General features: G+C 64.0%; 13 protein-coding genes and 1 other RNA gene. 5 read left to right on the top strand and 9 right to left on the bottom strand.

The window, feature by feature from the left end; translation table 11 throughout:
- Nucleotides 1-31: 31 nt before the first annotated feature.
- The 4 genes from SRU_RS15165 to ffs all read right to left on the bottom strand — a co-directional run bounded on the left by SRU_RS15165 (nucleotide 32) and on the right by ffs (nucleotide 2,136).
- Nucleotides 32-196 (bottom strand): hypothetical protein, encoded by a 165-nt coding sequence (locus SRU_RS15165; RefSeq protein ID WP_011402804.1) that lies wholly within the window; start codon nucleotides 194-196, stop codon nucleotides 32-34.
- Nucleotides 197-248: 52 nt separating this feature from the next.
- On the bottom strand, nucleotides 249-1,496 hold the full coding sequence (gene ribB, locus SRU_RS00065; protein ID WP_011402803.1) for a 3,4-dihydroxy-2-butanone-4-phosphate synthase: 1,248 nt from the start codon (nucleotides 1,494-1,496) through the stop codon (nucleotides 249-251).
- A 54-nt stretch (nucleotides 1,497-1,550) separates the two neighbouring features.
- Nucleotides 1,551-1,886: a preprotein translocase subunit YajC gene (gene yajC / locus SRU_RS00060; protein WP_011402802.1), complete on the bottom strand. Its 336-nt coding sequence runs from the start codon at nucleotides 1,884-1,886 to the stop codon at nucleotides 1,551-1,553.
- 150 nt (nucleotides 1,887-2,036) lie between these two features.
- Nucleotides 2,037-2,136: signal recognition particle sRNA small type (ffs, locus tag SRU_RS00055), an RNA gene on the bottom strand.
- 307 nt (nucleotides 2,137-2,443) lie between these two features.
- Here ffs and SRU_RS00050 point away from each other — a divergent pair.
- Entirely contained in the window at nucleotides 2,444-3,496 is a 1,053-nt protein-coding gene (locus SRU_RS00050; RefSeq protein ID WP_011402801.1) for a hypothetical protein, read from the top strand.
- A 48-nt stretch (nucleotides 3,497-3,544) separates the two neighbouring features.
- On the opposite strand, the gene SRU_RS00045 is transcribed toward SRU_RS00050, so the two are convergent.
- On the bottom strand, nucleotides 3,545-4,168 hold the full coding sequence (locus tag SRU_RS00045; protein ID WP_112902645.1) for a hypothetical protein: 624 nt from the start codon (nucleotides 4,166-4,168) through the stop codon (nucleotides 3,545-3,547).
- A 53-nt stretch (nucleotides 4,169-4,221) separates the two neighbouring features.
- A complete protein-coding gene (locus tag SRU_RS00040; RefSeq protein WP_043551648.1) occupies nucleotides 4,222-4,500 on the bottom strand; it encodes a metal-sensitive transcriptional regulator in 279 nt (92 codons plus the stop codon).
- Between the two features lie 291 nt (nucleotides 4,501-4,791).
- Between SRU_RS00040 and rpe the strand changes: the two genes are divergently transcribed.
- Together rpe and SRU_RS00030 are read left to right on the top strand one after the other, a co-directional pair.
- Nucleotides 4,792-5,466, top strand: a complete 675-nt coding sequence (rpe, locus tag SRU_RS00035) for a ribulose-phosphate 3-epimerase (RefSeq protein WP_051010737.1) — start codon at nucleotides 4,792-4,794, stop codon at nucleotides 5,464-5,466.
- 119 nt (nucleotides 5,467-5,585) lie between these two features.
- A complete protein-coding gene (locus SRU_RS00030) occupies nucleotides 5,586-6,509 on the top strand; it encodes an SDR family oxidoreductase (RefSeq protein ID WP_112902643.1) in 924 nt (307 codons plus the stop codon).
- A gap of 67 nt (nucleotides 6,510-6,576) precedes the next feature.
- Here SRU_RS00030 and SRU_RS00025 read toward each other — a convergent pair whose 3' ends face one another.
- A complete protein-coding gene (locus SRU_RS00025) occupies nucleotides 6,577-7,503 on the bottom strand; it encodes an SCO family protein (protein WP_103015433.1) in 927 nt (308 codons plus the stop codon).
- 312 nt (nucleotides 7,504-7,815) lie between these two features.
- On the opposite strand from SRU_RS00025, the gene SRU_RS00020 reads away from it, so the two are divergent.
- Nucleotides 7,816-8,451: an RNA polymerase sigma factor gene (locus tag SRU_RS00020; RefSeq protein WP_011402795.1), complete on the top strand. Its 636-nt coding sequence runs from the start codon at nucleotides 7,816-7,818 to the stop codon at nucleotides 8,449-8,451.
- Between the two features lie 242 nt (nucleotides 8,452-8,693).
- Nucleotides 8,694-9,689 carry a tetratricopeptide repeat protein gene (locus tag SRU_RS00015; RefSeq protein WP_011402794.1) on the top strand — a complete coding sequence of 332 codons (996 nt, stop codon included), beginning with the start codon at nucleotides 8,694-8,696 and terminating at the stop codon, nucleotides 9,687-9,689.
- A gap of 93 nt (nucleotides 9,690-9,782) precedes the next feature.
- Here the strand turns inward: SRU_RS00015 and dnaN are convergent, their stop codons facing one another.
- Together dnaN and dnaA are read right to left on the bottom strand one after the other, a co-directional pair.
- Nucleotides 9,783-10,916 (bottom strand): DNA polymerase III subunit beta, encoded by a 1,134-nt coding sequence (gene dnaN, locus SRU_RS00010; RefSeq protein WP_011402793.1) that lies wholly within the window; start codon nucleotides 10,914-10,916, stop codon nucleotides 9,783-9,785.
- Between the two features lie 132 nt (nucleotides 10,917-11,048).
- Nucleotides 11,049-12,623 carry a chromosomal replication initiator protein DnaA gene (dnaA, locus tag SRU_RS00005; RefSeq protein WP_011402792.1) on the bottom strand — a complete coding sequence of 525 codons (1,575 nt, stop codon included), beginning with the start codon at nucleotides 12,621-12,623 and terminating at the stop codon, nucleotides 11,049-11,051.
- Nucleotide 12,624: the final 1 nt, after the last annotated feature.

Genomic DNA, 12,624 nt, shown 5'->3' with positions numbered 1-12,624 from the left:
ACGCTCTCCCGGGGAGAACGGGGGGCGGGGGCTACTCCTCCGTGACCGTAAAGAGGCGGTAGACGCAGAAGCCGGCGATTAGGGCCGGCCACAGTGCGGCCAGCCAGTCGCCGGCCTGCAGACGAATCACCGTGAGAGACGCGCCGAAAATAGCAATGAGCGCGTAGATGACCTGAAAGATCTGGGTGCTAGACATACGGAGGAGGGAACGGGACCACGGACACGAACGAGGGGGAAGGGCTTCGAGGCTATGTGCCGGCGTCGATGAGCTCCATGAGAAGGGGCGTGAGCCGGTCCGCCGCGACGGTCGACAGGTGGTCTCGGGCCTCCGTGGGCAACTCGATCGGCGTCTGTTCGACGAGCTCGAGGCCGTACCCGGCCAGCCCGATTCGCTTTCGGGGATTGTTGGTGAGGAGTCGGAGCTTGCGAATGCCGAGGTCCCGGAGAATCTGGCACCCGATGCCGTAGTCGCGGTGGTCCATCTCGAGCGACACGTCCGTGGGCGCCCCGTCGTCCTGGTTCTGATGGCGCTCCAGATCCTTGAGTTTCGAGAGGAGGCCCTGGCCGTGATTGCTCTGCATCATGTAGAGAATGGCGCCCGTGCCTTCGTGCTCCACCTGGAGCAGGGCCTCGGCCAATTCTTCGCTGTACGATTCGCGCCGTGCGGCGAGCACGTCCCCCAGCACGTTCTGGGAGTGTACGCGAACGAGGACGGGCTCGTCCTCGGCCCAGTCGCCCTTGAGCAGGGCCAGGTGTACGTCGCCGGTGAGTGTCTCCTCGTAGGCGACGACCTGAAAGGTGCCGAACGCGGTGTCCAGGTCCACTTCCGCCGCCCGCTCGATGAGCCGCTCGTTCTGCATGCGGTAGGCAATCAGGTCCTGGATCGTGATGAGCGGCATGTCCAGGGCCTGGGCCCGCTCGCGGAGTTGAGGAACGCGGGCCATGCTCCCGTCCTCGTTCATAATCTCGACGAGGGCCCCGGCCGGTTCCAGGCCGGCGAGGCGGGCAAGGTCCACGGCCGCCTCGGTGTGTCCCGCACGCCGCAGAACCCCTCCCGTGCGGGCCCGAAGCGGAAAGACGTGCCCGGGGCGGGCAAAGTCGTACGGAGAGGCGTCCGGGTCGGCCAGGGCACGGATCGTCTTTGCACGGTCCGCCGCCGAGATGCCGGTGCTCGTGCCCTGGCGGTAGTCGACCGAGACGGTGAAGGGGGTGCTGTAGAGCGACGAGTTGGCGTCGACCATCAGGTCGAGGTCCAGCTCCTCGGCCCGCTCAGGCGGGATGGCCGTGCAGAGGAGGCCGCGTCCTTCCTTCGTCATGAAGTTGACGAGGTCGGGCGTCATGGCCTCGGCCGCTCCGATGAAGTCGCCTTCGTTTTCTCGATCTTCGTCGTCTACGACAATCGCGAGCCCGCCGTCCCGGATGGTAGCGAGGGCGTCTTCGATGGTGTCGAAGGGCTTTTCCGAAGACGGGGAGGAACTGCTGGGGGAAGAACTCATGGTGGGGGGCGGACCCGTTTGGTTCGGTCCCGAAAGGATACGAAGGAGGCAGAGCTACTCCTCGTCGTTGGCGAGGCTCGCGATGGAGTCCTTGTTGAAGCGCAGCCGCGTGCCCTTGCTGTTGACCTGCGCCAGAACGCTGTCTTCGTCGATTTTCTGAATGGTGCCGTGGACACCGCCCACGGTCACGATTTTGTCGCCCTGTTCCAGGTTTTCGACCATCTCCTGGTGCTCCTCTTCGCGTTTTTGCTGGGGGCGGTAGATGAAGAAGTAGAAGACGCCGATAATGAGAACCAGCGGGAACAAGAGGCCGACAATGCCGCCGCTGCCGCTGCCGGATTGGCCGACGAGGAGAATCGGATCCAGGGCCGAGAGAAGAGGAGAAAGCATGGTGGGTGTGTTCGAAAGTCAGAATTCGGGAGGGGACGCAGTGTCTCCACGACAGGGAGTGAGAACACTGCGCATCGCCCAGTAAACGGGGCGGGAAACGGCCGGTTCGCCCGAACCGGGATGTGGCCGTGGGCGGCCACGACAAAAGAAAAAGGGCAAGCGACCCGCAGCGCGCCGCTGCGACCTCCTACCGCTGCTGCCTTCCGGCCCTGACGGGGTTCAGAGGGAGCTGGCCGTGCGGGACTTGCCCTTTGTCGGTGCGGGGAATCCCCGCGAAATGTTGTGCTAAATGAGACAGTGCGTCTGCCGAACGGTTCCCTAAACCGAGACCGTTCCGCTGAAAATGCCATCAAGCCCGTAGGCATGTCCGTTTCGGGGCCCTGATCGAGAGCAAATCGGCCCCGCGCAATCCTGCAGGGAGGATCAGAACGCGAACGAGACGGGCGAACCTCGGAAGGACGGCGCTGTTCTGCGAAACGACTGTTTTCGTTTCCGGATGTGATGCCGCCGACGCCGAGGCTGGGACCAACGCATCCCCCGACAACAATCCAGGCCCCATGTCAGGACCGCTTCCCTCGCCGGAACGCATCGTTGCTGCCCTCCGGACGGCGATCGGGGCCGGGGGGGAGCAGGGGCCCCGACCAACCCCATCACGAAGAACGACCCAGAACGACGGGGTGCCGTCGGGCTTCGGCGACGACGAGAAGCCGGGGCCCCTCCAGAAGGAGGACGCGGAGGCGACGAAGGCGTGGGTGGAGGACACGGTCGACGCATTTCGGGCGGCAGGCGGCGAGATCTGGACCGGGGCCGCCGATGACCAGGCGCAGGGGGGCGGCGCCGTGGACCCGGTTCCCGAAGAACGCCCCGCCGGGGCGACGGGGCCCTCCCCCGCCTCGTCGGAGTCAGAGAGGGAGCCTGCGGGAACGTCCGTGTCCGGCGGAGCAGTGGGGGAGGAAACGCGCCAGTCCGATGAGGGAGCCGATGCCCCCGACGACCTCGCGCTGGCGTTCCGTCGGGCCTTCTACGCGAGGCGAGTACGGCGCCGGAGGCCCTCCCAGACGGGTTCGAGCGAGGAATCGCCCCGATCAGCTGCGGTTCCTGCCCGCCCGGCGTCGTCGTTTCTCTGGATCACCGGTCGTTCGGAGGGCAGTACGACCGCCATCGGCATCCACAGCCTATCTGGGTCCCGTGCCCGACGGGCCGGCGCATTCCTTCTGCGGGGGGCGGGAAAGACACCCTATCACCATCTGAAGCGCATTCGGCACCACCCTGACCCGCGCATTTTCCTGAAGCCTGTGTTCTGGCGGGCCGACGCCGATCGGGAATCGCCAGTGGCCGACCATGTGGACGGCACGTGGACCCCCGAGGCCACCAAGGGGACCCTCCGGGCGCTACGGGAGCGGGCGGTCACGATCAACCGACGAATTCGCGACGCGGTCGAGGAAGGCGAGGCACGAGTGGGCACTGACGCCGAGCGGCGACTGCTCTTCTTTGTTGCCACGCGAACAGAGGCATTCTCGCGACGTCGAGTCGGAGGCAGCGTCGTCTACCCGCGGCTCACGCCCCTCCTCGAGAGAACGAGAAGAGAAGAATCGGGCCGGGATCCGTGATGCTTCGCGGGGCAGTCCGGTCGAAAACAGAACACACCCGCAGCCCCACTACGTAAAATCGTGGGTGCGATCGAGGGGTCGGCCGCGCGACAATTCGTCCTCGACGTCCTCCACGATCGCCTCGATGCGACGCCGAACGGCGGTGATGGCCGGCTTCAGCGGATCGATGGCGGTCGCTTCTTCCTGAAGGTCCGCCTCAATCGTTTGGGCCCGGTCAAGGAGGGTGCGCAGCGCGGAGAGGTGTGCCTCATGGCGTTCGAGTTGGTCCTCGCGGAGAAACTGAATGATGGTATGGGCGAGGCGGAGGCACGCGCCGAGGCACTGATCCCGGGTCAGGTCGAGATTGCTTGCTGTCGTTTCTAGAAGCGACTTTGTGGCACGACGCACCGCGTGTGTCGTCCGCGTGCGTGGACGAGGCTGGTCGCGGGCCTTTTCCACAAACCGGTGTCGGGTGTCTTCGCCCTCGTCCTTCAGGAAGGACACGGTGAGTTGAGCCGCCATTTCGGCTCCCTCCTGTTCCGAGACGTCCCAGTGGGCGGCCAAGGCCTCTTTCGCCTCCATGGCGTCCTTGCTGAGCTTAAACTTGACGTGGACCGTTCGTCCCCCTTTACGTCCGTCACCGGAGGGCGACCCGTCGTCCGGGGATGAGCGGTTGGCAAGGAGGTCCTCCATATTCCGAGTGTCTCAGGTGGACGTACGAGGCCGTCGGGCGTGGTGGCGACTGGCTACAACTCCTTTTCGAGCAGTCCGATGATTTCGTCGTAGCTCTCCTGGGCGGCCTGCTCGTCGCCCGACCGGATTGCGTCGGTCACGCACGTCTCCAGGTGATTTCGGGTGATGGCACGCCCCACCGACTTGAGGGCCTGCTGCACTGAATGAATCTGGTCGAGAATGTCGCCGCAGTAGCGGTCCTCCTCGACCATTCGCTTCAGGCCTCGAATCTGGCCCTCGATACGGCTGAGGCGATCGGTAATGTCGTCACGGTCGGCGTCGCGAACCGGCATGGGAGTGGGGGCGAGTGAATGAGCGAGCTGAGGCCCGGGCACTGGGTACGTGTTGGGGAGCATCCTGCCCCCCCCTACTTCCCCGTGGAAAAGGATGTTTCTCCGACGGGGGGATCGGAAAAGATGTACGGTGGGGAGACTGCCGGGATCAAAATGGAGGGCTCCATCGAGCCTTTCACCGAAAGATTGCGGTTCGTCTTTTTGTTCATCCGAGTGCGCCTTTTATTCTAAGTGTGTCGCTTGCCCTCTGCTCCTGATCGCGTTTTTTTCCTCATGCCTGCCTCCCCTACGATGCCGACACTCGCGCCTTCGATCATTGCGTCCGACTCGGGACGATTTGCCGCCTGTGCCGATGAGGTCCTCGGGGCCGGGCCCGACTGGCTTCACGTCGACGTAATGGACGGGCACTTCGTCCCGAACATCACCATCGGCCCCGACGTGGTGCGGACCCTCCGGCCCGTGGCCGACGAGCACGACGCGCAGCTTGACGTGCATCTCATGATCGAGGAGCCTCAGCAGTACGTCGACACGTTCGCCGATGCCGGGGCGGACATGCTTACCGTGCACGTAGAGGCCTGCCCCCACCTGCACCGGGTCGCCCAGACGATTCGGGCCGCGGGATGTGAGGTCGGGGTTGCGCTCAACCCGGCCACCCCCCTCGGCCACCTCGAAGGCATTCTGCCCTTCGTCGACCTGGTGCTCGTCATGTCGGTGAATCCGGGCTTCAGTGGGCAAAGCTTCATTCCGGAATCGACGGCGAAAGTGCAGCGGGTGCGTCGCCAGCTCAATGCGCTCGGGTCCAGTGCGTACGTGGAGGTGGATGGGGGGGTCACCCCAAACAACGCGATGGAACTGGTGCGGGCCGGAGCGGACGTACTGGTTTCCGGAAGCGCCGTGTTCGGCGGGGAGCAGTCCGTCCCGCAAAACGTCGAGGCCCTCCGGAACGCGCTCACCCTCACGGTGTGACGGGCTCCCCCGAAGCCCGCACACACAAGCCTTTGTGGCACGCAGCTCGCCGATCCGCGCGGCCGTAGCGGCCCCGTGATTGCCGGCGGGGAACCCACTCACCGAACGCAGTAGGGGCCATGGAGAACCCGCGTTCCGACCTGAAGGACATGAGCGGCACGGTGTGCGTGGTGACCGGGGCCAACTCGGGCATCGGGAAGGCCACGGCCGCCGAGCTCGCCCGCCTCGGGGCGCGGGTGGTGATGGTGTGCCGGGACGAAGGGCGTGGGCGAGAGGCCCAGGCCGAACTCCGGGCCGAGGCCCGGACGGCCCATCCCAGCCGTGCGGACACAATCGACCTCCGCATTGCGGACCTCAGCGTGCAGGAGGAAGTCTATCACCTTGGCGAGACGCTCCGGGCGGACTACGACCGGCTCGATGTGCTCGTGAACAATGCGGGCGTTTTCCTCGAGTCGAGGGAAGAGACGGTCGATGGCGTGGAGGCCACCTTCGCGGTCAATCACCTCGCCCCGTTTTTGCTCACCCATCTTGTCTTGCCCCGCCTCCGCGAGACGGCCGGACGGGCCGGCGAGGCCCGTATCGTCACCCTCAGCTCGGAGGCCCACCGGGGCGTAAGTATGGACTTCGACGATCTCAATGCGGAGACCGGCTACAACCCGCTGCAGGCCTACGCCCAGTCGAAACTCGCCAACATTCTTTTTACCCACGAGCTGTCCCGTCGCCTGCAGGACGAGGGCGTGGTCGCGAACGTGGTGCACCCCGGGATCGTCAACACCAACATCTGGCGCGGTTCCGGCTGGATTTCCCGAATTGCCCGTCTTTTCTCGTGGCTGTACAAGCGCCCGGAGGAGGGCGCGCGCAACGTCGTCTACCTTGCGGCGTCGCCCGATGTGGAGGGCGTCACGGGCCAGTACTTCAAAGAAACCGAGGTGGTGAACCCATCCCCCGAGGCCTACGACGAGAAGGCCGAGGCGCGTCTCTGGCGGATCAGCCGGGAGATGACGGGGCTCGCCGAGGTGGACGAGGACGGGGCACCAGGATAGGACGGCGGGGCGTGCGGGCGTCGTGTCTCTTTTCGCGGGGGCGTCCCTGAGGATGTCCCAACGCCCATCATGCCTGTTCGTCAACCATCGCGTTGAGCCCTTCCTCGTGTGCCGTCTCGAGCTGCTCGTTTTCGCGGCGCCAGAAGACAAACAGCGCGGCCCCCATTACGATCACCGTGAGGACACTGCCGTACTGCATTAGCTTGAATGCGCTCGCGGAGTAGGAATTCGAGTCTGGATTGAATCGCGCACAGGCCAGAAAGGCCTTGTCGACGACATTGCCGACCGTGCCATCGGAGGCCTCGACGAGCGCCGTCCGCAGGTCGCCCGGGGCCGGGTCGAGGGTGGTAAAGTAGCGGGTAATGGTGCCGTCGCCACTCAGGAAGATGATCGTCGTGGGGTGGGCAAACTGCTTCTCCTTCTCCGGAAGGGGCTGGTAGCGGAAGCCCACCGAGTCGGTAAGCGTTTCGATCGCTGCCTGGTTGCCGGTCAGAAAGTGCCAGCCGTCAACCGTCTCTTCGGGACGGTCCAGAAACGTGGCGTAGCGCTCCTGGGCCTTTCGGGCCATCTTGGGGCCTTCGTAGGGGCTGATGTCGACGGTGAGCACTTTGAATTTGTCGCCGGCCGTCCACGACATGCCGCTCAGGGATTTGGTGAACTTCTGCAGCTGAATGCGACACAACTGGGGGCACCGGTGGTAGTTGAGGGTCAGCATGACCGGCGTCGACCCGTCGAAGTACTGACTGAGACGGACCGGCTCTCCCTGCTCGTTTTGAAACGAGAGGTCCTTCGGGATCGTCGCGCCGAGCTTCTGGTCCACCCCCACGTTCTCAAGCTGGTCCGGGGTGCGGCTGGTTCGCTGGCCGGTGGCCGTTGAGGCAAAGGCCCCGACCCAGAACAGCGCGAGGGCCGTTGCCAATCCGAACCGAACGACTCCGAGCCGAAAGAAGGGGCGGGGCTGCCCGCCCGCCTTCGCAGGACGTGTATCGGGCATAGGGAATGAAAGGAGGTTCGAAAAATTCCGTCTAGTTAAATCCGGCACGGCGCCAAAAGTTTGCAGGGCCCCTTCGGGGAGGCCATTTGTCCCGCACACGCAGTTTCCAGGTCGATCGTGTCGGGGGGGCGACCCGTCAGACAAGAGAAAAGCCCCTTCGTCTTACGAAATGCTTCTTCTGTCGCGGCGATTCGGGCGAAGGAGCGATACCGTTGATGTCCGTGGCGTTGTGCCTTATAATCACCTACGTTAGGGGAATAACAAAAACATCTCGTCCAAGCTCGCTGCCATTCCTTCTGCGCACGGGGCCCCATGTCCGTTCCTTCCTCCGAGCTCCGGACCGTGATCGATCGGCTGCCGTTTTCGGTAGACGATACCGACGCCGCGAACGAATCCTTTCGGCGGTGGCGGGACGAAGAAGACCCGAAGGCCAAACGCCACGCGGACCTCTGGACGTATTGCTACGTCTGTCGGTACTTCCTCGGAAAGTCGGCCCGAGGCACCTTCGACAATCCGTCCGACGCCGACGAGCTGATCACGAGGGCCTACCGCAAGGTGCAGGAGAACCGCGACGGGGTGCGGAATGCGGCCCGATACGCCAACTGGGTAAGCGTGGTGTGTAAAAATACACTTCTCAACTACACCCGGCGCAACCAGTTTTCCGAGTCGATCGACGGGGAAAACCGGTTCACCCTCACCGCCGAAACCACAAATGCGGTCGCGGAGGTTGGCTTTGTGCAGGAAGCGCTCGTGGAGGCGATTGAGGGACTCCCGAACTATTTGCAGGAGCCGGCCCGCCTCTACTTTTTGGAAAACCGAGAATTTGAAGAAATCAGCGAAGCCGTCGGGAAGCCCGTAGCGACGGTTCGAACATACAAGCACAAGGCCATGAAGGAGCTCCGTACCGATGAACGCCTCCGTGAGTACGTGAACCAGACCGACTTGTAGGCAGAAAATATAAAATTATCGTTTAGCTGGTTATACGTGCAAACTTGGAGTGTCTTCTCAAGTCCCCATAGGTCCGCCTGTTCTTTACGTGATTTCCCGAAAGAGAGGCTTCCCTCGTGTTGAATTGTAGCACGTCGGGATGGACCCCTCTCGTCTTCTCGGAAGCAGACTCCGCCCATACTGGGGCCCTTCCGGAGCGTCGGTGGACTTCCTTTCGCATGTAGTCGTGTAGCGTGTCGCTCATGAATGACGTTGAAGAACAGATCCTTTCGTACCCCCACCTTTCTCGGGAGAAACAGCGGGACATCGAGGCATACGTGGAGCAAAACCCGGAGTGGGCCCCCCTGCTTAACGACATCCGGTCGGTCGAGAGCCTCGCGTCGCACGAGAGCACAGGGCCTCCCTCCGACCCCCTCTTTGCCACCTACGTAATGGTGCGCCACCTGGACCGCGGGGAGACGAAGTCGGCCCGGGTGCGGGAGGCGTTCGCCCGGTTCGAGGCGCGCATTGCGGAGGACAGTGCGCTCCAACGCGAGGTGGAGGCGGCGGAGCGCCGGCTGAGGGAAACAGAAGCGGCGGTCGATCCGGTCTCGCACTTCGAGGCACTCACGGAGCACGACCTGGAGGTTGAAGAGGGAGCGAACGTGCAGGCCCCCGACGCGGCCGGTGCGGAGCCGGGATCCTCATCGGCTGCTTCTTCCTCCTGGTGGGACGTGATTGGGGGGCTTCCGCGGGGCGTACCCCGGGGCGTAGCCGTCGCAGTAGTTCTCGTGGCGCTATACGGCGCCCTGTACGGCATCAGCCTCACGACGCAATCGACCCTCGACCGGCTTGCTGCCATGGAGGTCAGCGATCAGGTCGTCGACAACTACGCCAGTGCGAGGATGCGCAGCGCGGCGCCGGAGGCTTCGTCGGCGGCCGACGAGCGGTACCTGGAGGCACTCTCGATTTTAGAGAAGGCACGCATCTCCACGTTGGGGTTGTTTCCCCGGTACGACACCGACCGGCTCGACCGGGCCCAGAAGCGTCTCGGAGCGGTTTTGGAGAAGGCGGAGCCCAACTCGTTCCTCGCGCTTGAGGCACACTTCTATCTCGGAAAAATTGCGCTTGCGCAGGAAAACGTTGACGCCGCGCGGACGCACTTCAAGACCGTCGTACAGCGGGAGGGCCGACAGACCCAGGAAGCCTACGAGATCCTGAAAACCCTTCAGCAGGAGTACAGCGGAACCCAGCCGTAGGCCCTCCCCTTCCCAAACAGCACTGGGGACCGGTGCAACACGCCGGCCCCCAGTCTAGACACGGATCGCGATGGGATCTCGCTCCGGGCGAGATTAGGCGTAGGTGTTGAGCATCACCGGCATGATGAGCATGAGAATGTCCTCGTCGTCGGCGCCCTCGCGGGGCAACACAATGCCGGCCCGGTTCGGGGAGCTAAGCTCGAAGACCACCTCGTCGCACTCGACGTTGCTGAGCACCTCCGTGAGGTACTCCGAGTTGAAGCCGATCTCCATCGGTTCGTTGTCGTAGTCGCAGTGGATCGTCTCCTCGGCCTCGCTGGAGCGCTCCACGTCCTCGGCCGAGATGGTGACGGTATCGGCCGTGATGTCGAGCCGAATCTGGTTCGTCATGCTGGAGGAGTAAAGGCCCACGCGCTTGACGGCGTTGAGCATGTCCTCGCGGTTGACGACCAGATTGCGGTCGTTCCCGTCCGGGATGACAGACTGGTAGTTGGGGTAGGTCTCGTCGATGAGGCGGGCCAGGACCCGAGACTCGCCGAATTCGAAGCTCACGTGGCTGTCGTCCACCCGGACGGTACAGATCTCGTCGTCCTCCACGATCCGCCCGGCCAGCTTGGTGGCCTTTTCCGGCACAATGAAGTCGGCAGACGTGTCGGCCCGGAGCTCCGGCAGGGTGAGCTTGACGAGCCGGTGCCCGTCGGTCGCCACCACCGAGGTTTCCTCCTCGCTGACCTGAAAGTACACGCCCATCATGGCGGGGCGCAGGGCGTCCTGGCTCACGGCGAACGCCGTCTTGTCGATGGAGCGGCCCAGGAGGCCCCCCTCCACGTTGATCTCGTGCTGCTCCTCCAGCTCCGGCAGCTCCGGATAGTCCGATCCGTCGTGGCCCACCATTTTGTAGTGGCCCTGATCGGTATCCATCCGAATCTCGAAGTCGCTGTCCGCCGCGAACTCAATGGGCAGGTCCGGCAGCGCCCGGAGGGTATCGATCAACCGCTGGGCCGGCACCGCGATGGGGGTGCTCTCCGGCGTGCCGTTCTTTTCGAACTGAACCGGCACGGTCTGGATGATCGAGATTTCGAGATCGGTGGCGCTCAGACGCAACGTGTCCCCGTCCCGCTCGAAGAGGATGCACTCCAGGATGGGCATCGTGCTCTTCGACGGAACGGCGCCCTTAACGGTGTTGAGCGCCTCGAGGAGGTCGGCGCTGGAGGCAGTAAATTTCATGGGTGTCGGCGCGTTGCGGAAAGGAAGCGTCGAGGAACTCTGCGTGGGAATAAAGAGATGCAAAACCGCATCTATGACTCTGTACGGAAGGGGGCGACGAAAGATTCAGCCCCAAGCGGGCCTTGCCGCTACTCATTGGCCGTGGCGTTCGAGCTTCTGCCCGATGGCATCCACCGTGTCCCGGAACGACTCGTCGTCCGCCATCCGGTCCTCCACGGCGTTGTTGGCGTGAATGACGGTCGAGTGGTCCCGCCCGCCGAAGTGGAGGCCGATGTCTTTCAGGGAGTGCTGGGTGTGCTTCTTGGTGAAGTACATTGCGATCTGACGGGCGCGGGTGACGTCTCGCTTGCGGGTCTTGCTCCGCATTTTCTCCTGCGAGATGCCGAGGTGCTCGCAAACGATGCGTTGAATGTCGTCGACCGTGAGGGTGGCGGCCCGCTCCTGAAAGAGGTCGTGGAGCACCTCTTTGGCGAGGTCGAGGGTGATGTCGAGCTGGTGAAGGGTGGCGTGGGCCAGAAGGCGGATCAGCGCGCCTTCGAGCTCACGGATGTTGCTTTCGATGCTCTGGGCAATAAACTCGACAACGTCATCGTCGAGGTCGATCCCGTCGTCCTCGGCCTTGCGGCGGAGAATGGAGATGCGAGTGTCGAGGCCTGGGGGCTTCAGGTCGGCGGAGAGGCCCCACTGAAAGCGAGACAGCAACCGCTCCTCGAGGCCGTCGATCTCGCGCGGCGGACGGTCCGCCGACAGCACAATTTGGTTGCCCGCCTGCCGGAGGGCGTTGAAAATGTGGAAGAACTCCTCCTGGGTTTTCTCCTTGCCGCCGAAAAACTGCACGTCGTCCACGATGAGCACGTCGACCTGCCGGTAGAACGTCGAAAACTCGCCGATCTGGTTTTCCTGGATCGACTGGACGAACTCCGTGGTGAACCGTTCACTGGAAACGTAGAAGACGGTTTTCGAGGCGTCCCGGGCCGCGACGTGGTTCCCGATGGCCTGAATGAGGTGGGTCTTGCCAAGTCCCACGCCGCCGTACACGAGAAACGGATTAAAGCTCGTTTCGCCCGGATCGGTAGCGATGGAGTGGGCGGCGCTGCGAGCGAGGCGGTTGCACGCCCCCTCGATGAAGCGGTCGAACGTGTAGCTGTCGTTGAGCTGGTTGTCGACCTCGGCGTTCTTTAGGCCCGGTATGGCAAACGGGTTCTGGACTGGAGGGGCGCTTTTCTCGTCGCCCTCGGCGCCTGCCTGCGCGTCGTCGGGGCGGGCTTCATCGCCGGACGGGGCGGGCGCGGACGGCTCCGAGGACGACGCGGAAGCCTCCGACGAACTGGGCGGCGCCTCCGGCTCGTCCGGCGCGTTGGGGGGCGGAGCCGACTCCGGGTCGGCCGGCCGGGCCGGAAGCTGCATGGAGGCGCCCCGGTCGGGGTCCTCCGGGTCGTCCTGCTCGATGACCACGTCGTAGACCAGACGGCCGTGGGGGCCGAGCACCCGCGTGACCGTCTTTCGGAGCAGAGAGAAGTAATGCTCCTCAATCCACTCGTAGTAAAACCGGCTCGGAAGTTGGATCGTCAGCTTGCGCAGGTCGTCCTCGTCCTCCAAGGAGTGGGCCTCCAGCGGCTCAAACCAGGTCGTGAAGCTCTGGCGGCTCACATTGTCCCGGATGATGTCGAGACATTCGTTCCAGGCGCGGTCGGCGGACTGATCCATT

This window comes from Salinibacter ruber DSM 13855 (assembly GCF_000013045.1).
GTDB lineage: Bacteria > Bacteroidota > Rhodothermia > Rhodothermales > Salinibacteraceae > Salinibacter > Salinibacter ruber.
This window is presented reverse-complemented; position numbering and strand designations above follow the sequence as displayed.